The organism is Streptomyces ferrugineus, assembly GCF_015160855.1.
Lineage (GTDB): Bacteria > Actinomycetota > Actinomycetes > Streptomycetales > Streptomycetaceae > Streptomyces > Streptomyces ferrugineus.
Genome location: NZ_CP063373.1, coordinates 2,221,627 through 2,244,785 on the forward strand (window position 1 = coordinate 2,221,627; position 23,159 = coordinate 2,244,785).

Here is a 23,159-nt window from a genome sequence, read left to right on the forward strand (position 1 = left end):
GGTGTGGGAAGGACGGCCTCGCCTCACAGCCACCCCTGTTGGCGGGCCTCCCGCAGCGCCTCCATCCGGTTGCGGGTGCCTGTCTTGCCGATGGCCGAGGAGAGGTAGTTGCGGACGGTGGACTCGGAGAGGTGGAGCTTGGTGGCGATGTCGGCGACCGTCGCGCCCTCGGTCGACGCGTTGAGGACGTCGCGTTCGCGGGCGGTGAGAGGGTTGGGGCCGGCGCTCAGGGCGGCCGCGGCGAGGGCGGGGTCGATCACCGTCTCACCGGTCAGCACACGGCGGACGGCGACGGCGAGTTCCTCCACCGGACCGTCCTTGACCAGGAAGCCGACGGCGCCCGCCTCCATGGCCCGGCGCAGATAGCCGGGGCGGCCGAAGGTCGTCAGGATCAGCACCCGGCAGTCGGGCACCTGGTCGCGCAGCTCGGCAGCGGCGTCGAGCCCGCTCAGGCCCGGGAGTTCGATGTCGAGGAGGGCGACATCGGGGCGATGGGTGAGAGCGGCGTCGACGATGGCGTCCCCGGCCGACACCTGCGCCACGACCTCGATGTCCGGCTCCATCCCGAGCAGTAAAGCGAGTGCTCCGCGCATCATGCCCTGGTCCTCGGCGAGCAGAACCCGGATGGACTTGGCGGGCCGATGGTCCCGCGGCATCTCGTTCACGGGCCAAGAGTAGGGGGCTCGGGGGCTCGGGGGCTCGGGGGCTCGGGACGGCGGGCGTCCGGTCGGAGGCGGGTGTGGGCTCCTGGGGCGAGGCGAGGCGAGGCGGGGCGGGGCGGGGCCACGGCGGCTGCGGGCTGTGGACGCCCGGTCGGCTGCTGGGCCGATGGGGGCGGTCGGCTGTTGGTGCGGTGGGCCGGTGGGCCGGTGGGCCGGTGGGCCGGTGGGCGGTGCGCCGGTGCGCCGGCCGCGCCCACGCGGTCGCAGCCGCGACGCACATCGAACGCCTCCTCGCGCCCATGGAGCCGGCTCCCGCACCCCGGAGGCCGGCCCGCGCCTAACGGCTCCTGACCTGGGATCGCAGCACATCGACCTCACAGCCCGGCGCGGACGGGTCGAAGCCGTGCTCGATCAGCCAGCGAACCGCCAGCAGGCTGCGCAGCGACCACCACGCGCGGATCACGTCGAGGTCGACGTCGGCGCCGTAGCCGGCGATGACGGCGCCGAGGTGCTCCTCGTGTCCGAGCGTCAGGGTGGCGAGGTCGTACAGGGCGTCACCCCGGCCCGCCTCGGACCAGTCGATGATGCCCGTGATCTCGTCACCATCGACGAACACGTGAGCGATCTGCAGGTCGCCGTGCGTGAACACCGGGGTCCACGGCCGGAGCGCGGCCTCGGCGAGCCGGCGGTTGCGCGTGACCAGGTCGGCGGGCAGGACACCGTTGGACACGAGCAACTCGCACTCGCCGTCGAGATCCGCCGCCAACTCGTCGAGGCCCCGGCCGGCCCGGCCCGGGCGGGGCGGCAACGGCGCGTCGTGCAGCTTCCGGACGGCGGCGCCCGCCGCGGCCCACGCCGCCGGCGACGCGGTCGACGGCTCGCCGAGGCGGCCGAGCGCCGCCCCCGGGACCGCGGCGATCGCGAGCACGGGCGGCTTGTGCCACAGGACCTCCGGGGTCGGGACCGGCGCCAGGGCCATCGCCTCGACCTCGACGTCGATGCGCGCCTGATCGGCGTCCACCTTCAGGAACACGTCGCCGACGCGCAGGGTCGTGCGCTCGGAATGGGCGACGACGACTTCGACCTCATCCATGGGCGACCAGTATCCCGGGGTTGATCGTCGACGTCGCAGGGTTTATCGCGCGCGGTGGCGCCGCCCGACCCGCCGGGCTACCCCACCGCTATCGGGATCGCCTCTGCCGCCAACTCCCTGGAGCCCACCAGCAGTTCCGCGGTCACCACGAAGCCGTTGCGCGGCCCCGGTCCCGCCGTCAGCGTGCCCCCGGCCGCGGTCAGACGCTCCGCCAGCCCCTTCAGTCCCGTCCCCCCGACACCGTCCGACTCGCCGGCCGGCTTGCCCCCGTCGTCCGTCACCGTCAGCCGCACCCGTTCCCCGCTGCCCGACACGACGATCTCGCAGTGCCCGGCGCCGCTGTGCCGTACGACGTTCGTCACCGCTTCCCGCACCACCCAGCCGAGCAACGCCTCGGTCTGCGGGACGAGCGGTGGGCCGGAGCGGCGTACGGCGGGCTCGACGCCGGCCGCCCGCAGTGCCGAGACCGCGCGGTCGAGCTCGGTGCTCAGGCTGCCCTGCCGGTACCCGGTCACGGCCTCGCGGATCTCCGTGAGGGCCTGACGGCCGACCGCCTCGATGTCGTTGAGCTGCGACTGCGCCGCCTCGACGTCCCCGGCGGCCAGCCGTCGCGCCGCCTCCGACTTCACCACGATCACCGAGAGGGTGTGGCCGAGCAGATCGTGCAGATCGCGGGAGAAGCGCAGGCGCTCCTGCTCGACCGCGCGCCGGGCCAGTTCCTCGCGGGCCGCGCGCAGTTCCCGTACCGCCTCCGACAGGGACAGGATCGCCGCCGTCACCATCGTGGAGATCCAGGTGGCGTACGCGATGTCGAGGCCGCCCCAGCCGTCGTGGGCGACGGAGACGCAGGGCAGCAGGCTGTAGCCGTTGGGGCTCCGCTCGTCCCGGAAGGTCTCGCACGAGCGCGTGCGGGTCTTGCGCAACCAGGCCATGCCCCTGCCCCCTGTCAGATGAGAACCCACGAGAACCCACGAGAACCCATGAGAACCGATGCCATGACGGTACGGACCCGCGCCGTCGCGCGGCAGAGGCGGTTGTACGCGGTACGGCGGGACAAATGTCACGGGTGCCCGGGGCCGCGCGCAGCCGACCCCGGTCAGAGCTGACACGGCGTCAGGAGTCTTCACAAGTGCAGTGCGCTCGGCTATACAGAGGGCGCCGGACTGGAACGCGTTCTAGAACGGCCCGTGACGACCTCGGTGCGGCCGACGGTGCGGACGGCCGTACCGGGGTCTTGTACTCGGTCCTGCACTCGGTCCTGTACTCCACCGTAGGAGCCGTATGCCCATCGACGCAGCCAAGGCCCTCGCCGCCGAGCCCCGGACCGGTGAGATCTCCTGGAACTCCAAGGACGTCCAGCTCTACCACCTCGGCATCGGCGCCGGCGCCAACCCCGACAAGGACAGCCCCGCCACCGACCCCGACGAACTGCGCTACACCCTGGAGTCCCGGCTGCACGTCCTGCCCAGCTTCGCCACCGTCGCGGGCTCCGGCTCACCCGGCGTGATCAGCGGACTGTCCATGCCCGGCATCGAGGTGGACCTCGCCCGCGTCCTGCACGGCGGCCAGAGCCTCACCGTCCACCGCCCCATCCCGGCCTCCGGCACGGCCACCGCGACCAACCGGATCGCCGCCCTGTACGACAAGGGCAAGGCGGCCGTCCTCGTGCTGCGCACCGAGGTCGCCGACGCCGAGGGCCCGCTGTGGACCAACGACGCCCAGATCTTCATCCGCGGGGAAGGCGGCTGGGGCGGTGACCGCGGCCCGTCCGCCCGCCTGGAACCCCCGACCGGCGAGCCCACCCGGACCGTCGAGCGGCCCCTGCGCGAGGACCAGGCCCTGCTCTACCGCCTCTCCGGCGACTGGAACCCGCTGCACGCCGACCCCGAGTTCGCCAAGGTCGCCGGCTTCGAACGGCCCATCCTGCACGGGCTGTGCACCTACGGCGTGACCCTGAAGGCGGTCGTGGACACGCTGCTCGGCGGGGACGTGATCCGGGTGCGGTCGTACGTCACCCGGTTCGCCGGGGTCATGTACCCGGGGGAGACCCTGCGCATCCGCATGTGGCGGCAGGAGGGCGCCGTCCGCGTGGCCGTGAGCTCGGTGGAACGGGACGACGCGCCCGTCCTCGCCGACACCGTCGTCGAACACTCCTGACATCCGCATGACCTGAGGGGAGCCGCACCATGCGCGCAGCCGTCCTGCACGAGATCGGCCAGGACAAACTGGAGGTCCTCGAGGACTTCGAGGCGGTGGGCTTCGGCCCCGGCAAGGTGAGGGTCCGGGTGCGGGCCACCGGGCTGTGCCACTCCGACCTGTCCGCGATGAACGGCGTACTGCCCCAGCCCGCGCCCTTCGTACCGGGGCACGAGGGCGCCGGGGAGATCCTGGAGGTCGGGGAGGGCGTACGGAACCTGAAGCCGGGCGACCGGGTCGTGCTGTGCTGGCTGCCCGCCTGCGGTGCCTGCCCCGCGTGCAAGCGCGGCCAGACCGAGCTGTGCCTGGCCGGGTTCATGAATGCCGGCACCCCCAACTTCAAGCGCCCCGGCGGTGACGTCTTCGGCTTCGCCGGCACCGGCACCTTCACCGAGGAGGTCGTGGTCGAGGCGGGCTGTGCGGTGCCCATCCCCGACGACGTGCCCTTCGACATCGCCGCCCTCATCGGCTGCGGGGTGACCACGGGACTCGGCGCGGCGCTCAACACCGCCGATCTGGAGGCCGGTTCGTCCGTCGCCGTCATCGGCTGCGGGGGCGTCGGCATCTCCGCGATCCAGGGTGCCCGGCTCAAGGGCGCCGCCGAGATCGTCGCCGTCGACCCCGTCGCCTCCCGCCGCGAGGCCGCGCTGAAGTTCGGCGCCACCAGGGCCGTCTCACCCGACGAGCTGGCCGACGCCAAGCAGCAGGTCACCGCCGGCGAGGGCTTCGACTACGTCTTCGAGGTCGTCGGCAAGTCCGCCACCGCCCGCACCGCCTACGAGAACACCCGGCGCGGCGGCACCCTCGTCGTGGTCGGCGCGGGCGCCATGGACGACTTCCTCCAGCTCAACATGTTCGAGCTGTTCTTCGACGAGAAGCGCATCCTGCCGTCCATGTACGGCGGCGGTGACGTCCTGCGCTCCTACGAGCGCACGATCACGCTCTGGCGCGCGGGCCGCATCGACCTGGCCGGCCTGATCACCCACCGGGTACCGCTGGCCGAGATCAACGAGGCCCTGGACCAGATGCGTACCGGGACGGCCCTGCGTACGTGCATCGAGATCTGAAGGCGGTGCGGACGGTGCGGATGTCACTGCCACTTGAGGGGCTGTCGGCCGTCGTCACGGGCGCCGGGCGCGGCCTGGGCCGGGCCGAGGCACTGGAGCTGGCCCGGCTCGGCGCCGCGGTCGTCGTCAACGACTTCGGCCAGCCCGGCCGGGACGGCACCGGCGCCGCGTCCGCCGCGCCCGCCGAGGAGGTCGCCGCCGAGATCCGCGCGGCGGGCGGCCGGGCGCTGGCCCACACCGGGGACGTCGCCGACTTCCAGCAGGCCGGTGAGCTGGTCGAGCTGGCGATCGGCGAGTTCGGGAAGCTGGACGTCCTGGTCAACAACGCGGGCATCCTGCGCGACCGCATGGTCTTCTCCATGTCGGAGGCGGAATGGGACTCGGTGATCCGGGTCCACCTCAAAGGCCACTTCAACACCACCCGGTACGCCGCCGCGCACTGGCGCGAGCGCTCGAAGGCGGCGGGGAAACCGGTGTACGGGCGGATCGTGAACACCTCGTCGGAGGCGTTCCTCGCCGGATCCGCCGGGCAGCCCAACTACGCCGCGGCCAAGGGCGGCATCGTCGGCCTCACCACCTCCACCGCCCTCGCGCTCGCCAAGTACGGCGTCACCGCCAACGCCATCTGCCCGCGCGCCCGCACCCGCATGACCGAGGACGTCTTCGCGGGCCTCGAACAGCCCGGCAGCGGCCTCGACCCGCTCGCCCCCGAGCATGTCGCCCCGCTCGTCGGCTACCTGGCCTCCCCGGCCGCCGCCCGGATCAACGGCCAGCTGCTCGTCGTCCACGGCGGCATGGTCGCGGTCGTCGAACGGCCCCGGGTGGCCGCCAAGTTCGACAGCAAGCAGGAGACCTTCACCTACGACGAGCTGGACGCCGTACTCGGACCGCACTACGCGGACCGCCCGGCGGGGGAGACGTTCGCGGCGGCGGAGGTACTGGGCCTGAAGCGGGCGTGAGAACCGCGCCCGGGAAACGGGAACGGCCCCGCTCCCCAAGGGGAACAGGGCCGTACGCCGTTGCTCGCGCGCGGCGTCAGGCTGCCGTCTCGGTCTCCTCGACCGGCTTGCGGTGACGGCCGCGAGGGGCCGACTCGCTGTCGTGGGCCGAGACCGGGCCCCGGTGCCTGCCGTGGCCGCCGGCCTCCTGAACGTCGTGAACGTCGGCCGGCCCCGGCTGGGTCGTGCTGGCGTTGCTCATCGGTAAAGCTCACCCCGTCAACATGATCTTTCTAACAGCCCGGCGAGTTTAACCGGCGGACCACGGGGCGGATCCAGACGGCCACGCCAACCGCCACTACTTCGTTACAAGACCGCCCAACGGGGCTTGCTGCAGCGGCACGGGGCGTGTCCCTGCGGGGGCCAACGGGGGTTCTGTGGGCGCCTCGTCATGTTGTTGGTCCTGTGCGGCTTGTTGGTCCTGTGCGGCGTCGTCGTGGTTGCTCGCGCCCACGCGGCGGTAGCCGCAAGTCGAATCCAGCCCCGCGCCCCTTTGGGGCGCTTCCCAGCGCGCCACTCCACAGGGCTCCGCTCCCGTGGCATACGGCAGTTGCAGCACCCCATCCCGAGTCCACCACCCGGCCCCGGTCAACCACCCCTGAGGCGCCGGCAGTTGACGGACCTGCCGTTCGGCGGGCCGCCACACCCCGACCCAGCTGCCGACCGGCCCGTCGATGCGCAGCGCCACCCCGCAGCTCTCCGGCGTCAGCACCTGCCCCGGCTGGATCGCGAACGGCGTCACGGTGCACCCCGGCATCCGCAGGCACTCCGGGAACCGCACCGGCAGCGTGCTGCCCAGCACGCCCCAGCCCAATCGTTCCTGCCCCGCCGACGGGGCGTCCGAGCCGATCAGCAGCAGCCCGCTGTCCGGGTCGGCGAGCAGCACCCGGTCGTCGCTGCCGTCCGCGATCTGCAACAGCGGCGACACCTCACCGCCCCGCCCCAGATCGACCACGACGGCCTTCGTACGGCCCCCGGACTCCCGGTCCAGGGCCAGCATCCGCCCCTCCCCGTCCAGCCACACCCCGCCCGAGCAGCGCCCCGGGATCTCCGCGAGCCGCTCCGGCCCCAGGGCGCCCCCCGCCACCAGCCACACCGCGCTGGAGCGCCGGCCCACCGCGAGGGCGTACGCCTTGTCGCCGCCCGGTGCCGGCGGCAGCATCCGCAGCCGGGCCCCCTCGCCCGGGCTCGGGACCGCGCCCAGCAGCAGCTCACCCGTGCCGGGCCCGGTCGGATACAGCAGCGAGAAGACGTGCCGTCCGTCGGTGGGGCGGCGGATGAGGACCCGCCCGTCGCCCATCGGCTGCACCTCGGTGCCGGGCTCCTCCGGCTGATGGGCGGGCAGCGGCACGGCGTAGGGCTCGGGGCCGTCCAGGGTCCAGCGCTCCGGGAACCAGCAGTCGCCGTCCAGCGCGAGGCGGGCGGCGTAGGAACCGTCCGCCGTGATGGTGCAGTCCGCCCGGGGCGCGTCGCCGTCCTCGTGCTCGGCGGTGGGCTCGATCGCACAGGCCGTCATGGTCCGGTCACCTCCGGTCACGACGCTAGTTTTCGCACGCACAGGCGTGGGATCGGCGGCATCCGCTTCACACAAAGGGGTGGCCGAGGAACGATTCGCCTGAGGAAACGGAGGCGATTGTGCTGAGCGGGACCGCGCGTGGTCCGGGCCCGAACGGGTGCCGATCCCGCGGCCCCGGCGGCGGCCGATCCCGCCGTCCCGGCGCCGGTACAGCCGTACGGAGCCGCCAGGTAGCCTGTCCTCGTGCCACGTCTGTCAGAAGTCATCGCCGCGCTGGAGAACCTGTGGCCCGCCGAGCGGGCCGAGTCCTGGGACGCGGTCGGCACCGTCGTGGGCGACCCCGACCAGGTGGTCTCCCGGGTCCTGTTCGCCGTCGACCCGGTCCAGGAGATCGTGGACGAGGCGGTGCAGCTGGACGCCGACCTGCTGGTCACCCACCACCCCCTCTATCTGCGCGGGACGACGACGGTCGCGGCCTCCACCTTCAAGGGCCGCGTCGTGCACACCCTGATCAAGAACGACATCGCGCTGCACGTGGCACACACCAACGCGGACACCGCCGACCCCGGAGTCAGCGACGCGCTGGCCGGGGCGCTGGACCTGCGGGTCGTACGCCCCCTGGTGCCGGACCCGGCCGACCCGGACGGCCGGCGGGGCCTGGGCCGTATCTGCGAGCTCGACCATCCTGTGACCGTCCGTGAGCTGGCTCGGAAGGCCGCCGAACGCCTCCCCGCCACCGCGCAGGGCATCCGCGTGGCCGGCGACCCCGAGGCGGTCGTACGGACGATCGCCGTGAGCGGCGGCAGCGGCGACAGCCTCTTCGACCAGGTCCGGGCGGCCGGCGTCGACGCGTTCCTCACGGCCGACCTGCGCCACCACCCGGCGTCGGAGGCCGTGCTGCACAGTCCTCTCGCGCTGCTCGACGCGGCGCACTGGGCCACCGAGTGGCCCTGGTGCGAGCTGGCCGCCGCCCAGCTCGACGAGATCTCCGACCGCAACGGATGGGACCTGCGGGTCCACGTCTCCAAGACGGTCACCGACCCCTGGACCGCCCACGCGGCATCCAACCCGCCCACTAGCACTACGGGAGCCCCCAACTGAACGCCGCGCCGGCCGACCAGATCCGACTCCTCGACGTCCAGGCCCTCGACGTCCGCCTCCAGCAGCTCGCGCACAAGCGGAGGTCGCTGCCCGAGCACGCCGAGATCGAGTCGCTGACCAAGGACCACACCCAGCTGCGCGACCTGCTCGTGGCCGCGCAGACCGAGGAGAGCGACTGCGCCCGCGAGCAGACCAAGGCCGAGCAGGACGTGGACCAGGTGCGCCAGCGCGCCGCCCGCGACCAGCAGCGCCTGGACTCCGGCGCCGTCACCTCCCCCAAGGACCTGGAGAACCTCCAGCACGAGATCGCCTCCCTCGCCAAGCGGCAGGGTGACCTCGAGGACGTCGTCCTGGAAGTCATGGAGCGCCGCGAGTCCGCGCAGGAGCGGGTCGCCGAGCTGACCGAGCGGGTCGGTGCCGTGCAGGGGAAGGTCGACGACGCGACCGCCCGCCGGGACGCCTCCTTCGAGGAGATCGACGGCGAGGTGGCCACCGTCACCAAGGAGCGCGAGGTCATGGCCGGCTCGATCCCGGCGGACCTGCTCAAGCTCTACGACAAGCTGCGCGAGCAGCAGGGCGGGATCGGCGCGGCCAAGCTGTACCAGCGCACCTGCCAGGGCTGCCGCCAGGAGCTGTCGATCACGGACATCAACGAGATCCGCGCGGCCGCGGCGGACGCGGTGGTGCGGTGCGAGAACTGCCGCCGGATCCTGGTGCGCACGGCCGAGTCGGGCCTGTAAGGGGCGTCTGGGGTGCGGGAGTTCATCGTCGAGGCCGACGGCGGGTCACGGGGCAACCCGGGCCCCGCGGGCTACGGTGCGGTCGTCATCGACGCGGCCACGGGGCAGACGCTGGCCGAGGCGGCCGAGTACATCGGCGTCGCCACGAACAACGTCGCCGAGTACCGCGGCCTGCTGGCGGGCCTGCGCGCCGCGCACGAACTCGACCCGTCCGCCACGGTCCACGTCCGCATGGACTCCAAGCTGGTCATCGAGCAGATGACGGGCCGCTGGAGGATCAAGCACCCCGACATGAAGCCACTGGCGGCGCAGGCGGCACGGGTCTTCCCGGCGCTTCAGGTGACGTACGAGTGGATCCCCCGCGAGCAGAACAAGCACGCGGACCGGCTGGCCAACGAGGCGATGGACGCCGGCAAGCGGGGCGAGCAGTGGTCGGCGGCGGCCTCCACGGCGGAGTTGGCGGCGGCCGACGCGAAGGCCGAGTCGGCGGCGGCCGACGCGAAGGCCGAGGCCGATGTCCGAGCCGCGCGCACCGTGGCCACGCCCTCGACCGGCTGGGGCGCCGCCGACATGGGGGCGCCGGCCACCTTCGTCCTGCTGCGGCACGGGGAGACGCCCCTCACCCCCGAGAAGCGCTTCTCCGGCAGCGGCGGTACGGATCCCTCCCTCTCCGACATCGGCCGCGAGCAGGCCGAGCGGGTCGGCGCCGCCCTCGCCCGGCGCGGCACCATCCAGGCCGTCGTGGCCTCGCCGCTCGCCCGTACCCGGGAGACCGCCGGCATCGTCGCCGCCCGCCTCGGCCTGGACGTGGCCATCGACGACGGCCTGCGCGAGACCGACTTCGGCGCCTGGGAGGGCCTCACCTTCGGCGAGGTCCGCGAGCGCTACCCCGACGACCTCGACACCTGGCTCGCCGACCCCGAGGCCCGCCCCACCGGCGACGGCGAGAGCTTCGTCGCCACCGCCACCCGTATCGCGGCCACCCGCGACAAGCTGATCGCGGCGTACGCGGGCCGCACGGTCCTCCTCGTCACCCACGTCACCCCGATCAAGACGTTCGTACGCCTCGCCCTGGGCGCCCCGCCCGAGTCCCTGTTCCGCATGGAACTCTCGGCGGCCTCCCTCTCGGCGGTGGCGTACTACGCCGACGGCAACGCGAGCGTACGGCTCCTCAACGACACGTCACACCTGCGCTGAGCCCGGCCGCCTCGCGGGCCAGCGTCTCGACGCGCGCCCAGTCGCGGGCGGTGATCGCGTCCTGGGGGAGCATCCAACTGCCGCCCACGCAGCCGACGTTGGGCAGGGCGAGGTAGTCCGGTGCGGTGGCCGGACCGATGCCGCCCGTCGGGCAGAACCGGGCCTGCGGCAACGGCCCGTACAGCGACCTGAGATACGCCGTGCCGCCCGCCGCCTCGGCAGGGAAGAACTTCATCTCCCGCACCCCGCGCTCCAGCAGCGCCACCACCTCGGACGTGGTGGACACCCCCGGCAGACACGGCACCCCGGACGCCCGCATGGCATCCAGCAGTACGTCCGTCCAGCCCGGGCTGACGAGAAACCGCGCCCCCGCCGCGACCGCCTCCGTCACCTGCTCCGGCGTGATCACCGTCCCCGCCCCGACCACCGCGTCCGGCACCGCCGTCGCGATCGCCCCGATGGCTTCCAGCGCGGCCGGTGTCCGCAGCGTCACCTCGATGGCGGGCAGGCCGCCGGAGACGAGGGCCCGGGCCAGCGGTACGGCGTCGGAGGGGTCGTCGACCACGACCACGGGGACGACGGGCGCGAGATCCAGGACTGAGGTCATGGCCTCATCCTGCCCAGCGTGAGCACCCTGCGCAAAGAGCGTTGCGCAGGGTGCAATGAGCGACAGAATGCCGCTAGTGGATCTCCGTCACCAGCACATCCAGCATCCACGCCTTCCCGGTCTTCCCGGCCTTCCCGACCGTCCCGGCCCCTCCTGGCGCGTCCACCTCCACCTCGTACCCGAGGTCCCGCAGCGCCTCCACCAGCTCCGCCGGCCCCTTCGGCACGGCCCCCGCCGTCAGCAGGCTCCGCACGATCCGCCCCTTCGTCGCCTTGTTGAAGTGGCTGACGACCTTCCGGGTCGGCGCGTGCAGCACCCGTACCGTCGCCGTCCGCCCGGCCACCTCGCCCTTCGGCTTCCACGCCGCCGCATACGCCGACGACCGCAAGTCCAGCACCAGCCCGTCCCCGGCCACCTCCGGCAACACCTCCGCCATCGGCGCCCGCCAGTGCGCGCCGAGCGCCCCGAGGCCGGGCAGCTTCACACCCATCGAGCAGCGGTAGGAGGGGATGCGGTCGTTGACCCGCACGGCCCCCCACAACCCCGAGAACACCAGCAGCGAACGCGCCGCCCGCCGCTTCGCCGCGGCGTCCAGCGAGGCCAGGTCGAGCGCGTCGTACAGCACCCCGGTGTAGATCTCCCCGGCCGGCCGCGCCCCCGCGGTCCGCAGCCCGGCGTTCTTCGCGACCTCGCCGCGCAGCCCCTCGCTGAGCCCGAGCACGTTACGCGCCTTGTCCTCGTCGGCGGCGCACAGCTCGACGAGTTCGTTCAGCACGGCCTCACGCGCCTCGCTCAGCCCCGGCAGGGACAGCGCGTCCGGCTTCAGCGGCGCACCCCGTCCGGACGAGGCCTTGCCTTCGGACGGCGGCAGCAGGACAAGCACACGTACTCCTCAGCTTCCTTGGATCGCACCCCGCCACAGGGTACGGCGTGCCACCCGGCGCCCCTCGCCCTACGCTCGACTCATGCCCCGCCGCCACATCCGGGTGACCGGCGCCCCCGAGGCCCCCCTCCGGGCCGCCCTCACCGCGCTGCGTACCGAACTCGGCGTCGCCGCGAGCTTCCCGCCCGAGGCGCTGGCGGAGGCCGAGCGGGCCCCACGCTTCCCCTCGCATGACGCCACCGACATCCCTTTCTTCACCCTCGACCCTCCCACCTCCACCGACCTCGACCAGGCGATGCACCTCTCCCGGCAGGGCACCGGATACCGCGTCCGGTACGCCATCGCCGACGTCGCCGCCTTCGTCGTACCGTCGGGCCCGCTCGACCGGGAGGCCCACCGGCGGGTGACCACCCTCTACTTCCCGGACCTGCGGATCCCGCTGCACCCGGCGCTGCTGAGCGAGGGCGCGGCGAGTCTGCTCCCGGACCGGGACCGACCCGCCGTCCTGTGGACGATCGACCTCGACGAGGACGGCCGTACGCTCGCCGTCGACGTCCGCCGGGCCCTGGTCCGCAGCCGGGCCAAGCTGGACTACGCGGGCGTGCAGAGGGAGATCGACGCGGGAACCGCGGAGGAGCCGCTGGCGCTGCTGAAGGAGATCGGGGAGCTGCGGGAACGGCTGGAGGTGGCGCGGGGCGGGATCTCGCTGAGCGTGCCCGAGCAGGAGATCATCGAGCGCGACCACACGTACGAACTCGCCTACCGCGCTCCGCACCCCGCCGACGGCTGGAACGCCCAGATCTCCCTGCTGACCGGAATGGCCGCGGCCGACCTGATGCTGGCCGGCGGCACCGGCATCCTGCGCACCCTCCCCACCGCCCCCGACGGCGCGGTCGGCCGCCTGCGCCGTACCGCACAGGCCCTCCACATCGACTGGCCGCACCACGTCTCGTACGCCGAACTCGTCCGCTCGCTCGACCCGCACCGCCCGCACCACGCGGCGTTCCTGCAGGAGTGCACGACGCTGCTCAGAGGCGCCGGCTACACGGTCTTCCGCGACGGCGCCCTGCCGCCCCTCACCACCCACTCCGCCGTAGCCGCCCCCTACGCCCACTGCACGGCCCCACTGCGCCGCCTCGCCGACCGGTACGCCTCCGAGATCTGCCTCGCGGCCGGCACCGGCCGGCCGGTGCCCGAGTGGGTGACGGCCGCCCTCGACACACTGCCCGCCCGGATGGCCGAGGGCACCCGGCGCGCGGGCACGGTCGAGCGGGAGTGCGTCGACCTCGTGGAGGCGGCGCTGCTGAAGGACCGGGTGGGGGAGGAGTTCGACGGCTGGGTGGTGGACGTGGAGGAGCGTCGACCCGCCGTCGGGACCGTGCAGTTGGAGTCCCCGGCGATCATCGGCCGGATCGAGGGCACGGAGCGCCTTCCACTCGGAGAGCGGCTCAGGGTCCGCCTCACACAGGCAGATCCGGGAGCGGCGAAGGTGCGTTTCATGCCTGCTTGAGTCCCTGGATCCGTTGCTGAATTTGTTGCTGGATCTGTTGCTGGATCTGTTGCTGGATTTCTTGTACGAGGCCGTCGGCGTCGTCGGCGTGAAGGCGGACGAGACGGATGTGGCGTCGACGGCCCAGGATGGTGAAGTGGGCGACGGGCTCGGTGAGTTCGAGCGTGACGGAGGTCTGGGCGCCGACGGCCAGGTTCAGTTCGCCGTCGGCCCGCTCATGGGTGGTGCGCAGCTCGCGCCGCACACGGGCGATCTTCTCCAGCGGTATGCGCAGATCGACCTGCGCGGCCCGCCGCACGCGCAGGGAGTCGCCGTCCAGCACGTGCGGCCGTACGACGGAGGCCGCGTGCATCCCGGCGACGAGCACGAGGGTGTACACGTCCAGCATGAGCACCACGCGGTGCACGGCGGGGTGGTTCCGCAGCAGCACGGCCATCATGACCGCCTCGATCACGCACACGAACCCGAACCCGAACATCATCGCGCCCTGCCCGCGGGCGTACCCGAAGGCGGTGCCGGTGCCGGTCCCGTGCCGTCGCCGGGCGATCCACAGCCCGAGACTGACGAGCAGCCGCAGCTCGTGCCGGGCGAGGACGAGCACGGTGCGCATCACGGCCCGTCCCCATTCGACTCGGTGAGGATGTGCAGGGTGCGACGGATGGCCTCCGCCTGGGCCGGGGCGAAGTCGGCGTAGAAGGCACGCAGAAAGCTGTCGTCGTGGTCGATGTCCCCCCACGCCTCCGGGAGCAGCTCGCGCGGCAGGCAGTCGGCGAGGGCACGGGCGGCCTCGTCGACGCGCGGGTCGTCGGGGGCGGCGTCGACGAGGTCGTCGAGGAGGGCGTAGGCGGCCAGGGCGCGCTCCACACCGCCGGGCGCGGCCAGCGCGCCACCCATGATCCCGATGAGCCGTTCCCGGTCCTCCGGCGAGCCCGTGGTCTCGATCAGGGCGAGCACCTCGCGGTCCTTGGCAGCCATGGGAGAGTCGGAGACGACATGCGCCATGTCCCGGAAGAGCGCGGCCAGCTGAGGCGACACCGGCCCCTCCGCCGGCAGCCCGCCCTCCGTCTCCAGCAACGCCCGCAGCCGCGCCCGCCGCTCCCGGAGCGCGGCCTCCTGCCGGGCGAGATCCTCGTCGAGCTCGCCCAGCACCTCGACGAGATCCTTCCCGGCATCCTCGGCGAGCACGTCCCGCACCTCCGCGAGCCCCAGCCCCAGCTCCGTCAGCCGCCGGATCCGCGCGAGCACGACGGCATGCCGCAAGGTGTAGTCCCGATACCCGTTCGGCCGCCGCTCCGGCTCGGGCAGCAGCCCCTGATGGTGGTAGTGCCGCACGGTCCGTGTGGTGACACCGACGACGGCGGCGAGTTCTCCGATCCGCATGGGACCAGTAGATACGTTGACGTTGCGGCAGGGTCAAGCAAGCGGCTCGCCGCCTGACGGCGGCCATGACCGTGTGCCACGATCGTGGGAACGGATCCCGATCTCATGGACAGGTGATCTTCCGATGTCCCAGTCTGGCGACCGACCGAAGGAGGGGCGTGACATGACTGCTGTGGCGCATGAGCCCACCACGCTGGCTGAGGGACTGCTGGACATCTTCCTGTCCCTCGACACCCCGGAGGGCTTCCGGGCCGAACTGATCGAGGGGGAGATCGTTGTGACGCCGCCGCCGGACGGGGACCACGAGAAGTACATCAGCCGGATCGTGCGGCAAGTGGTCAGGCGCTCCCACACCGACATGGATTTCTCCGGGAACAAGGGGCTGAGGCTGAGGAGCGGCGAGTCCTGCCCGAAGAACCACGTGATCCCGGACGTCACCTTCGCGCCCGTCGAGTTCGACGTTTTCGGGGGCGCGGACTCCTGGATGCCCTGCGACGGCGTCGCCATGGTCCTCGAGGTGACGTCCACCAAGCCCAGGGCCGACCGCGAGGCCAAGCGCCGCTGCTACGCCCGGGGCGGCATCCCCCTCTACCTGCTGATCGACCGCGAGGCCTCCTCGGTCACGCTGTTCAGCGACCCGGAGAAGGACGACTACCGGCAGCTCTGCACCCTCCCCTTCGGCAAACCGATCGCCCTGCCGGAGCCGTTCGCCTTCGACCTGGACACGACGGACTTTCTCTGAGCCACTCGGCGTTGCACCCCCTGAACCACAGGGGGTGTGAGATGAACGCACAGGAGCAGTCCAGCTGGACCAGGGCACGGCTCGGCCGCTGCGGCCCGCCCCTCGACCTGCTCACCGCCCGCTTCGCCCGGCACGTGTACGCCCCGCACGCACACGAGGAACTCACCGTCGGCGTCTGCGTCGCCGGTCTGGAGGTCATCGCCTACCGGGGCGGCCACATCATCGCGGGCCCCGGCTCGATCGTCGTCCTCGAACCCGGCGAGATGCACACGGGCGGCCCGGCGGCCCCCGACGGCTACGCCTACCGAGCCCTGTACGCCGCCCCCGCTCTCCTGACCGACGGCACGACCGGCTCCACCCTCCCCCACTTCCGCGAACCGGTCCTCGACGACCCGGAACTGGCTGCCGCCCTGCGTCGCGCGCACACGGAACTGGCCACCTGCCCGGACCCTCTGGAGGCCGAGTCCCGTATCCCATGGCTGCTCACGGCCCTGGCCCACCGCCACTCCACAGCGCGCGTGGCACACGACCCGGTGCCCGGCGCCCACCGCATCGCCCACGCGGTACGAGACCGCCTGGCGGACGAACTCTCCTCCCCACCCACCCTCGCATCCCTCGCCACTGATCTCGGCCTCTCCCGCTACCAGCTCCTGCGAGCGTTCCGCACGACGATGGGGATACCGCCGTACGCCTGGCTGGCCCAGCACCGGGTGACCCGGGCCCGCAGCCTGCTGGAGACCGGTCTGCGCCCGGCCGAGGTCGCGGGCCTGGTGGGCTTCGCGGACCAGGCGCACCTCACCCGCTGGTTCCGCCGCGTGCTGGGCGTGACGCCGGCGGCGTACCGCAACAGCGTTCAAGACAGCGGAGCGTGACCCGGCCGAAACTGCCCGCATGACTGCACGAGGCTGGTTTCTCTTCGCCCTGATGGGCGTGGTCTGGGGCATCCCGTACCTGATGATCAAGGTGGCGGTGGCGGAGGTCTCCCCGTCCATGGTGGTGTTCACGCGCTGCGCGCTGGGCGCCGTGCTGCTGCTCCCCTTCGCGATACGCCAGGGAGCCCTGCTCCGGACGGCCCGCCGGCACTGGCGCCCGATGCTGGCCTTCGCGTGCATAGAGATCATCGGCCCCTGGTGGACCCTGGCGGACGCCGAACGCCACCTGTCCAGCTCCACGGCGGGCCTGCTGATCGCCGGCGTACCGATCGTCGGCATCGCCCTGTCCCGCTTCTTCGGCGCCACGGAACACCTCGGCATCCGCCGACTGACCGGCCTGGCCCTGGGCCTGGCGGGCGTCGCGACCCTCACCGTCCCGCACCTCACGGGCGGCGACGCCCGCTCCCTGGCCGAGGTGCTGCTGACGGTACTGGGCTACGCCACGGCCCCGCTGATCGCGGCGAGATGGCTCAGGGACGTCCCGTCCCTCCAGCTCACGGCACTGTGCCTGACCCTGGCGGCCCTGGTCTACGCACCCGCCGCGGCACTGACCCGACCGACGTCCCTCCCCTCACCCGAGGCCCTCACGGCCCTGGCCGTCCTGGGCGTGATCTGCACGGCGGTCGCCTTCGTGGCGTTCCTGGAGCTGATCAAGGAGGCGGGCCCGACGCGGGCGACGGTGTTCACGTACGTCAACCCGGCGGTGGCGGTGGCGGCGGGGGCGGTGTTCCTGGACGAGCGCCTCACCGCCGGCGTCGCGGCGGCGTTCGCGTTGATCCTCGCGGGCTCGGTACTGGCGACGACCGCGCCCCGCGGCCCGGTACCATGGTCGACACGGCAGACGAGCCGGGCGGACGGCCGCGTGGAGTCCCCCTAGGGGGCTTCCCGAGGAACGTCCGGGCTCCACAGGGCAGGGTGGTGGCTAACGGCCACCCGGGGTGACCCGCGGGACAGTGCCACAGAAAGCAAACCGCCCGGCGCTCAGGCGCTGGGTAAGGGTGAAACGGTGGTGTAAGAGACCACCAGTGCCCAGGGCGACCTGGGCAGCTAGGTAAACCCCACCCGGAGCAAGGTCAAGAAGGAGACACCCCGGTGTCTCTGCGCGGACGCTCGAGGGCTGCCCGCCCGAGTCCGCGGGTAGACCGCAGGAGGCCGGCGGCAACGCCGGTCGTAGATGGATGGCCGTCGCCTCAGGGGCCGCGAGGACCTTGAGGAACAGAACCCGGCGTACAGCCCGACTCGTCTGCCGACTGGGGCTTCTGATCAGCGAAAGTACTGGTCAGGGGCCCTGATTGGTAGATCGGGGGGCAGAGCCATCCCGTTCCGCACCGGTCCAAACCGGACTGCACGGCTACGAAAGTAGCGACGAAAATCGGAGGGCCGCTGCTGTGGCACGCCCAGGAATTGAGGCGGCGGCCGGAGAGCTCGGCGTCCTGCTGCGCACCCGCGACCATGCGGCCGTGCCGGTGATCCTTGACCGACTCGACGCACTTGCTGCTGGCGTGGTCCGCTCGGAAGCGGACCGGACGGTGGCGCTGGGCATCCTCCACGGCAAGATCGACTCCGCCACCGACAAGGGGGAGAGTCCGCGCCTCACCGAACGCGACCTTCCACGCGTCTCGAGCGTGTCGACGCGGCGGACGGGACACTGGCGCACGTGAGGAAACGCGATGAGGCGCCCGAGAGGAGCAGTTTGCCGTCGCGCGACAGCGGATCTAGATCACGGCCGAGCACCTGCGCACGGTGGTGGGCAGAGCGGTGGACTCGTTGGGGAGCGTCGGCCACGGCAGAGGCTCTTCTTGCCGAGGCAAGGTGCGCCTGTGCCCGGTGGGCGTCGTGCGTGCACTGAGCGCTGCCACGTGTACCGTTTACTGCACGCCGTCAAGGATCCGCCAGACCGTCCGGTAGGCCGTTCCTTTGGCCCCGAGGACCGACTGCCACGCGGCATCTGGAAGCGCGGCCAGCCGGGCACGGGCGTCGACGGGCCGGGTGCGGGCCTGGTCGCCGACGACGGCCAGGGCGAGGCGGCCGGCTGCCGACCGTGGCACTCCCGCTAGCCGCATCGCGATCGCGTCCTCGGAGCGCACGCCGTAGAAGGCGTACGACGGGATGTTCCGCAGCTCGCGCTGGGTCTCGACGGGTAGCGTCGCGAACTCCTGCCCGAGCGTCAGCGACTGCAGCGCCGACAGCCCCCAGGACACCGTCGGTGCCATGTCACCGAAGAGCCGCTGGCAGCACTTGGTGATCGCCTTGAGGCTGTCGGACTCGCCTGGCTTCTTGAAATGGTCGGCGGCCAGCTGCCGTACGGACGCGCCGTTCACCCAGTCCTGGATGACGCGGGCGATGTAGTCGCCACTGCGTCCCTCGTGTTCGTCCGTGATCTCGTAGAGGCTCTCCCTGAGCTCGGGCACCTCGAGCATCACCCCGACCAACTGGGCCAACGGCCTGCGGTCGCCCTCGAACAGAGAGGTGTACCAGACCTCACGGTCGATGCGCGCATCGCTCAGCCGCTTCAGCGTGCCCGCAACGCTCTCCCACGAGAAGCCCGTGCTGTCCACGAGTCCCAGCGCCTTGCCCGAGAGACGTTCCGCGTACTCCCGTACGCTGCGGGTCAGTTCGGCCGCCCAGCCGCTGTTCACCCGGCGAAGGCTCTGGAAGCCGAGGGTGCCGCGCAGGACCTGCTCGATCTCGTCGGCGAATTCCTCGTGGTCCCCGATCTGCCGGTACGTGTGGGCCAGGTACTGCACGAAGGCGGACCACTCGGGAAGGGCCGCCAGCGTGTGCAGATCGAGATGGCCGTACGAGGTCATGGCCCTGTCCACCATGTCGATGAGCGTGGAGTTCAGCTCTGCGACTTGGCGGCCCACGAAGTCCCGGAGTTTCCGGGCCCGTTCCTCGTCGGTCGCGGCCAGCGCGATCAAGCCCACCTCGCCCTGCTCGACGCGGCCCGCCCGCCCCGCCAGGTTCCAGAAGTCCGAGGCTGGGATATCGGTCCCGTACGGGAACTGGTGTGAGGCCAGAACGACGTTCGCCACGGGGAAGTTGACGCCCTGGGCGATGGTCGTCGTGGACACCAGGTGCGCCAGGTCCCCTGTCTCCATCAGGTATTCCGTCAGGACGCGGATGTCATCCGGCAGGCCGCGGTGGTGGATGCCGACACCCTTGGCGAGCAGCCTCCTGAGCGGGAAGTCCGCGCCGAACTCCTCTTCGACCACGTCCTGCACCGCCCGCAGGTCCTCGCCGACCGGGGGCATGTCGGCTCGGTCGCCCGCGATCTGCTGGGCGATCGACCAGGCGAAGTCCGGCCGCTGGGCCAGCGTGATGGTCTGCCCGCGGTCGGCGAGGACCGAGGCCGTCGCCGCGGCCAGTTTGCCGGGACTGCCTGCCTGGGACCATGACAGGCCGAGCGGCCGGTACCTGTCCAGGGGCAGATCGTCGGGCACGCTGAGCGTTCTCCGGCTGGTGACGAGGGTCTCCAGGTTGACTCGGAATCCTCCCTTGCCCGTGGTCCGTTCGCGGTGGGCGAGTGCCACGATGCGGTCGTTCGGTGTCCAGTCCACCGACAGCCCGACCGACTGCCGGCTGCCGCTGTCCAGCCACTCGGCGATGGCGTCGCCGTTGTCAATGAAGGGAGTGAGGAGCAGGAAGCCCGCGTCCTGGGCCTCCCGATTGACCGTGGCCAGCAACAGCTCGAGCTTGATCCCGCGCTTGTCCACGCCGAGGTGGTGTGCCTCGTCGGCCACCACCAGACACAGCGGACGCCCGATCCTCTCCTGCCAGCCGGCCCGGAGCAGCAGGTCGAGCTTCTCCGGTGTGGACACCAGCACCCGGAACTGCCGCTCGCTGCGGTCCGTGAGCATGTCCTCTTCCAACCCGTCGAACTCCAGGGCGGGACTGACCCGTTCCACCCCGATCCCGAGGTCGGCGAAGTCGCGGCGCAGGCGACGCGTCACCTGGTTCACGAGCGCCCGGTTCGGGGCGACGTAGGCCACCCAGCCTTGCTGCTTGTCGTAGGCGTTGAGGGCCTGGATGATCCGGAACTGGGCGATCAGGGTCTTGCCCGCGCTGGTGGGCAGGCTGACCACCACACTGCGGTGCGCCGTGCGGATCAGGCCTTGTTCGGCGAGAGCGACACGCTGTGGCGGCAGCACCTCGAAGATCGGGCGTGGTCGTCCCCGGTTGACCAGGGAGGCGACGAATGCGTTCACCTCCGGGCTGACCGCGCGTGCCACCGTCCACAGGCTGTTGTCGATGATCTGGTCCGCCGTGGCGGTCAACAACCGTACAAGGACTTCCAGATCGGGGTCCGAGGAGGCCATGGCCGCTTCCAGCGCACGATCGCAGTGCGACTGCACGCGCTCGCGCACGCCGAAGTGACGGCTGGGGCGCTTCTCGCGCATGAGATGACCGGTGGATAGGTATTCGGCCAGCAGCTCCGCCGTCTTGAGCAGGTGGTAATGGGCGGCCAGCGACCAGGCGGCCGGCCGGGCATCGTCCCCCGTCGCCGTGAGATACGCCTCCTCCCGTTCGATCTGCTCGCTCCTCAGCCGGGCGATGAGGTGATCCAGGGCGTCCAGGTCGTCCCAGCCTCGCTTGCGCAGCAACAGCAGCCACGCGTCGGCGGTTCCGCGCCGCACCCGGGTCTCCCAGTCCTCCTCGAGGTCCGCGGCGGAGGGCAGTCGGACGTCCGCGAGCAGCCGGGCCGCGAGCGGGGTCTCGTCCGCGATCCAGCCCAGACAGGCCGTGCGCAGCAGTTCGAGACGCGCCTCGGCGGAATCGCCCCGGGGCAGCCGGGCCCGCGCCAGGACGAACATCTGCTCGCACAACCGGCGCGTGGACTCCGCCTTCGGATCCTCCGCGATCGCATCCCAGGCCAGTAGGTCCAGGGCGTCCACCGCGAAGTCGACAGCCTCCCCGCTGTCCGGGGAGCCTTCGGGAACCTCCCCGTCGACCGCCCGCAGGGCGGAACGGATCAGCACACGCTGCGCCCTCTCACCGGCATCCTCCACGAGGTCCGGGTCCAGGGCGCCTTCGAGCCAGCCGAGGTCAGCCAAGGTCGCGCACCCCCACGTGCTGGGGCCACGTGGTCATGGCCACCGGAAGGTACCAGGCCGTCAGCAGGGCGTGCATCGGTTCGACGACCGTCTTCGCCAGATGGGCGGCGCGGTCGCCGAGATCCTTTTCCTGCGGTGTCGTGTCACGCACCAGACAGCCGACGAGCTGGATGTCCTTGCCCTGCGACTTCACCCAGCGGTTCACGGCAGTACGGTAGGCCGCCTTGTGCTCCGGCGTCCGGCAGCGGAAGTTCAGCCACTTCATGAGCGTGAGGTGGTCGTCCTTGCACGACAGCCGCTTCAGCTGCTCGATCATGCCCTTCGAGCCGACCATCACGCTCGGCGGGCAGTCCTCCTGGGAGGACGACTTGACCTCGCCGAACAGCAGCCGTGCCGAACCGTCCGCCACACATAAACCGACCAGATCGGCACCCGGCAGGCTCGCCTTGCGGGTACGCCGGTCCCGGGCGCCGTCCCACACCCACAGCGCACCGTGCCAGTGTTCCAGCAGCACCTCGGCGAGCGCCTCGCCGACCTGCCACGGCAGGGGCTCGGGCTCGGCCTCCAGAAGGGTGCTGATGAACTCGGTCTCCATGTCCGTGGCGGCCAGGGAACGCAGCCCGGTGAGGAACTCCCGGGTGGCCTCCAGATCGCCCACCCGCTCGGCCCACGGCCCGGCCGCCAACTCCCGCATCACATTGGTCGTCAGCTCGACGCCGCTCCATGACACGGCCCCGTCCGAACCGCCGTACACCTCGATCCCGCGCGAGACGCGCGGCACGGCGCCGCCGACGGCGCTGCTTTCCCCCACCACCCGTACATCCTTCCCCCACAAGGCGCCGGTGCGCCGTCCCCGTGCGACCGTCCCGTGACCTGGCCGGCCCGGGTACGGGCGGGAGCCGGGGCGAGTGGTGATCGCGACCACTCCTGGGACCGACGGTGTGATCAGAATTCTCTCCATCTCCCCGCCGACTTGTCCACGCCGTGTGTCCGCCTGTGGACGGACTGTGCCGCATTCGCAGTCAGAGGAGTGGGAGGCATGCCCAGACGGTCTTGCCGGAAGGCGGGTACGGAGCGGTGCCCCAGCGCGTGGCGAGTGCGTCGACGAGCAGCAGGCCGCGGCCGGACTCGGCGGTGGGATCCGCGGGGTCGGTACGGGAGCGTGGCAGGCGGTCGCCTCGTGAATCGGCCACTTCGACACGGAGTGTGTCCGGGGCGTCCAGGGCGAGCGTGACACGGAAGCACCGGCCTCTCACCCGGCCGTGGGTCACCGCGTTCGCGGCCAGCTCTGCGACGACCAGGGCGGCGGACTCGCTGACCGGGCAGGCGGGCGGCCAGCCCCATTCGGTGAGCTGTTGCACCGTGAGAAGCCGGGCGAGGCGGGCGCCGCGAGGGGTGGCGCTGAGGAGTTGGGTGAAGTGCCGGGTGGGGTGGGTGGTGGGTTCAGGGGTGGAGATTTGTGACTTCATGTCACAGAGCGT

21 protein-coding genes, 1 other RNA gene and 2 pseudogenes are annotated in these 23,159 nt (G+C 71.9%); 12 read left to right on the forward strand and 12 right to left on the reverse strand.

The genetic code is table 11. The features are described from left to right. Positions 1-23: 23 nt before the first annotated feature. From IM697_RS10130 to IM697_RS10140, 3 genes and pseudogenes are all read right to left on the reverse strand, one after another. Positions 24-656, reverse strand: coding sequence for a response regulator transcription factor (locus tag IM697_RS10130; RefSeq protein ID WP_194049661.1), 633 nt, complete (start codon positions 654-656; stop codon positions 24-26). Between the two features lie 343 nt (positions 657-999). After that, on the reverse strand, positions 1,000-1,755 hold the full coding sequence (locus IM697_RS10135; RefSeq protein ID WP_194046736.1) for a phosphotransferase family protein: 756 nt from the start codon (positions 1,753-1,755) through the stop codon (positions 1,000-1,002). A gap of 77 nt (positions 1,756-1,832) precedes the next feature. Beyond that, positions 1,833-2,597, reverse strand: a pseudogene (locus IM697_RS10140) (sensor histidine kinase); the annotation flags it as partial. A gap of 439 nt (positions 2,598-3,036) precedes the next feature. Here IM697_RS10140 and IM697_RS10145 point away from each other — a divergent pair. Genes IM697_RS10145 through IM697_RS10155 form a run of 3 tightly spaced genes read left to right on the forward strand, consistent with a single transcriptional unit; the run spans position 3,037 to position 5,977 of the window. Continuing rightward, positions 3,037-3,912 carry a MaoC/PaaZ C-terminal domain-containing protein gene (locus tag IM697_RS10145; RefSeq protein ID WP_194046738.1) on the forward strand — a complete coding sequence of 292 codons (876 nt, stop codon included), beginning with the start codon at positions 3,037-3,039 and terminating at the stop codon, positions 3,910-3,912. A 29-nt stretch (positions 3,913-3,941) separates the two neighbouring features. Continuing rightward, positions 3,942-5,018: a Zn-dependent alcohol dehydrogenase gene (locus IM697_RS10150; RefSeq protein WP_194046740.1), complete on the forward strand. Its 1,077-nt coding sequence runs from the start codon at positions 3,942-3,944 to the stop codon at positions 5,016-5,018. A gap of 20 nt (positions 5,019-5,038) precedes the next feature. After that, positions 5,039-5,977 carry a 3-oxoacyl-ACP reductase gene (locus tag IM697_RS10155; RefSeq protein WP_194046742.1) on the forward strand — a complete coding sequence of 313 codons (939 nt, stop codon included), beginning with the start codon at positions 5,039-5,041 and terminating at the stop codon, positions 5,975-5,977. Between the two features lie 76 nt (positions 5,978-6,053). On the opposite strand, the gene IM697_RS10160 is transcribed toward IM697_RS10155, so the two are convergent. Both IM697_RS10160 and IM697_RS10165 read right to left on the reverse strand, forming a co-directional pair. Next, the gene (locus IM697_RS10160; protein ID WP_194046744.1) at positions 6,054-6,218 is read right to left on the reverse strand and encodes a hypothetical protein; all 165 of its coding nucleotides are present in this window, start codon (positions 6,216-6,218) and stop codon (positions 6,054-6,056) included. Positions 6,219-6,314: 96 nt separating this feature from the next. After that, a complete protein-coding gene (locus tag IM697_RS10165; RefSeq protein WP_194046746.1) occupies positions 6,315-7,532 on the reverse strand; it encodes a hypothetical protein in 1,218 nt (405 codons plus the stop codon). 243 nt (positions 7,533-7,775) lie between these two features. Between IM697_RS10165 and IM697_RS10170 the strand changes: the two genes are divergently transcribed. From IM697_RS10170 to IM697_RS10180, 3 genes are read left to right on the forward strand one after another with little or no spacing between them, the layout of a single operon-like run. Beyond that, positions 7,776-8,633, forward strand: a complete 858-nt coding sequence (locus tag IM697_RS10170; protein WP_194046748.1) for a Nif3-like dinuclear metal center hexameric protein — start codon at positions 7,776-7,778, stop codon at positions 8,631-8,633. Then, positions 8,630-9,373 (forward strand): zinc ribbon domain-containing protein, encoded by a 744-nt coding sequence (locus tag IM697_RS10175; protein WP_194049662.1) that lies wholly within the window; start codon positions 8,630-8,632, stop codon positions 9,371-9,373. Before IM697_RS10170 ends, IM697_RS10175 begins: the two co-directional genes overlap by 4 nt. A gap of 12 nt (positions 9,374-9,385) precedes the next feature. Beyond that, a complete protein-coding gene (locus tag IM697_RS10180) occupies positions 9,386-10,570 on the forward strand; it encodes a bifunctional RNase H/acid phosphatase (protein WP_194046750.1) in 1,185 nt (394 codons plus the stop codon). On the opposite strand, the gene eda is transcribed toward IM697_RS10180, so the two are convergent. Further along, entirely contained in the window at positions 10,545-11,177 is a 633-nt protein-coding gene (eda, locus tag IM697_RS10185; RefSeq protein ID WP_194046752.1) for a bifunctional 4-hydroxy-2-oxoglutarate aldolase/2-dehydro-3-deoxy-phosphogluconate aldolase, read from the reverse strand. The two genes, IM697_RS10180 and eda, sit on opposite strands and share 26 nt — an antisense overlap. Positions 11,178-11,250: 73 nt before the next feature. Further along, positions 11,251-12,060 (reverse strand): peroxide stress protein YaaA, encoded by an 810-nt coding sequence (gene yaaA / locus IM697_RS10190; RefSeq protein ID WP_194046754.1) that lies wholly within the window; start codon positions 12,058-12,060, stop codon positions 11,251-11,253. Between the two features lie 82 nt (positions 12,061-12,142). On the opposite strand from yaaA, the gene IM697_RS10195 reads away from it, so the two are divergent. Beyond that, positions 12,143-13,570 carry an RNB domain-containing ribonuclease gene (locus IM697_RS10195; RefSeq protein WP_194046756.1) on the forward strand — a complete coding sequence of 476 codons (1,428 nt, stop codon included), beginning with the start codon at positions 12,143-12,145 and terminating at the stop codon, positions 13,568-13,570. Here IM697_RS10195 and IM697_RS10200 read toward each other — a convergent pair. Next, positions 13,557-14,180 carry a hypothetical protein gene (locus tag IM697_RS10200; RefSeq protein WP_194046758.1) on the reverse strand — a complete coding sequence of 208 codons (624 nt, stop codon included), beginning with the start codon at positions 14,178-14,180 and terminating at the stop codon, positions 13,557-13,559. The two genes, IM697_RS10195 and IM697_RS10200, sit on opposite strands and share 14 nt — an antisense overlap. Further along, the gene (locus IM697_RS10205) at positions 14,180-14,950 is read right to left on the reverse strand and encodes a MerR family transcriptional regulator (protein WP_194046760.1); all 771 of its coding nucleotides are present in this window, start codon (positions 14,948-14,950) and stop codon (positions 14,180-14,182) included. The genes IM697_RS10200 and IM697_RS10205 overlap by 1 nt, the downstream gene beginning before the upstream one ends. A 163-nt stretch (positions 14,951-15,113) precedes the next feature. Between IM697_RS10205 and IM697_RS10210 the strand changes: the two genes are divergently transcribed. From IM697_RS10210 to IM697_RS10230, 5 genes and pseudogenes are all read left to right on the forward strand, one after another. Further along, entirely contained in the window at positions 15,114-15,692 is a 579-nt protein-coding gene (locus IM697_RS10210) for a Uma2 family endonuclease (RefSeq protein WP_194046762.1), read from the forward strand. A 41-nt stretch (positions 15,693-15,733) separates the two neighbouring features. After that, on the forward strand, positions 15,734-16,564 hold the full coding sequence (locus IM697_RS10215) for an AraC family transcriptional regulator (protein WP_194046764.1): 831 nt from the start codon (positions 15,734-15,736) through the stop codon (positions 16,562-16,564). A gap of 82 nt (positions 16,565-16,646) precedes the next feature. Beyond that, a pseudogene (locus tag IM697_RS45840) lies at positions 16,647-17,366 on the forward strand (DMT family transporter); the annotation flags it as partial. Between the two features lie 100 nt (positions 17,367-17,466). Continuing rightward, positions 17,467-17,870: RNase P RNA component class A (rnpB, locus tag IM697_RS10225), an RNA gene on the forward strand. Between the two features lie 142 nt (positions 17,871-18,012). Next, entirely contained in the window at positions 18,013-18,285 is a 273-nt protein-coding gene (locus IM697_RS10230; RefSeq protein WP_194046766.1) for a hypothetical protein, read from the forward strand. A gap of 207 nt (positions 18,286-18,492) precedes the next feature. Here IM697_RS10230 and IM697_RS10235 read toward each other — a convergent pair whose 3' ends face one another. From IM697_RS10235 to IM697_RS10245, 3 genes are all read right to left on the reverse strand, one after another. Further along, entirely contained in the window at positions 18,493-21,678 is a 3,186-nt protein-coding gene (locus IM697_RS10235; RefSeq protein ID WP_194046767.1) for a DEAD/DEAH box helicase, read from the reverse strand. Then, the gene (locus IM697_RS10240) at positions 21,671-22,489 is read right to left on the reverse strand and encodes a hypothetical protein (protein ID WP_194046768.1); all 819 of its coding nucleotides are present in this window, start codon (positions 22,487-22,489) and stop codon (positions 21,671-21,673) included. Before IM697_RS10240 ends, IM697_RS10235 begins: the two co-directional genes overlap by 8 nt. Before the next feature lie 211 nt (positions 22,490-22,700). Next, positions 22,701-23,147 (reverse strand): ATP-binding protein, encoded by a 447-nt coding sequence (locus tag IM697_RS10245; RefSeq protein WP_194046770.1) that lies wholly within the window; start codon positions 23,145-23,147, stop codon positions 22,701-22,703. Positions 23,148-23,159: the final 12 nt, after the last annotated feature.

Coding starts and splice junctions, on each gene's coding strand:
- IM697_RS10135 (WP_194046736.1), bottom strand. CDS start 1,755: ATGGATGAGGTCGAAGTCGTCGTCGCCCATTCCGAGCGCACGACCCTG.
- IM697_RS10205 (WP_194046760.1), bottom strand. CDS start 14,950: ATGCGGATCGGAGAACTCGCCGCCGTCGTCGGTGTCACCACACGGACC.
- IM697_RS10130 (WP_194049661.1), bottom strand. CDS start 656: ATGCCGCGGGACCATCGGCCCGCCAAGTCCATCCGGGTTCTGCTCGCC.
- IM697_RS10155 (WP_194046742.1), top strand. CDS start 5,039: ATGTCACTGCCACTTGAGGGGCTGTCGGCCGTCGTCACGGGCGCCGGG.
- IM697_RS10215 (WP_194046764.1), top strand. CDS start 15,734: ATGAACGCACAGGAGCAGTCCAGCTGGACCAGGGCACGGCTCGGCCGC.
- IM697_RS10245 (WP_194046770.1), bottom strand. CDS start 23,147: ATGAAGTCACAAATCTCCACCCCTGAACCCACCACCCACCCCACCCGG.
- IM697_RS10150 (WP_194046740.1), top strand. CDS start 3,942: ATGCGCGCAGCCGTCCTGCACGAGATCGGCCAGGACAAACTGGAGGTC.
- IM697_RS10165 (WP_194046746.1), bottom strand. CDS start 7,532: ATGACGGCCTGTGCGATCGAGCCCACCGCCGAGCACGAGGACGGCGAC.
- IM697_RS10145 (WP_194046738.1), top strand. CDS start 3,037: ATGCCCATCGACGCAGCCAAGGCCCTCGCCGCCGAGCCCCGGACCGGT.
- IM697_RS10195 (WP_194046756.1), top strand. CDS start 12,143: ATGCCCCGCCGCCACATCCGGGTGACCGGCGCCCCCGAGGCCCCCCTC.
- IM697_RS10200 (WP_194046758.1), bottom strand. CDS start 14,180: ATGCGCACCGTGCTCGTCCTCGCCCGGCACGAGCTGCGGCTGCTCGTC.
- IM697_RS10160 (WP_194046744.1), bottom strand. CDS start 6,218: ATGAGCAACGCCAGCACGACCCAGCCGGGGCCGGCCGACGTTCACGAC.
- IM697_RS10210 (WP_194046762.1), top strand. CDS start 15,114: ATGACTGCTGTGGCGCATGAGCCCACCACGCTGGCTGAGGGACTGCTG.
- eda (WP_194046752.1), bottom strand. CDS start 11,177: ATGACCTCAGTCCTGGATCTCGCGCCCGTCGTCCCCGTGGTCGTGGTC.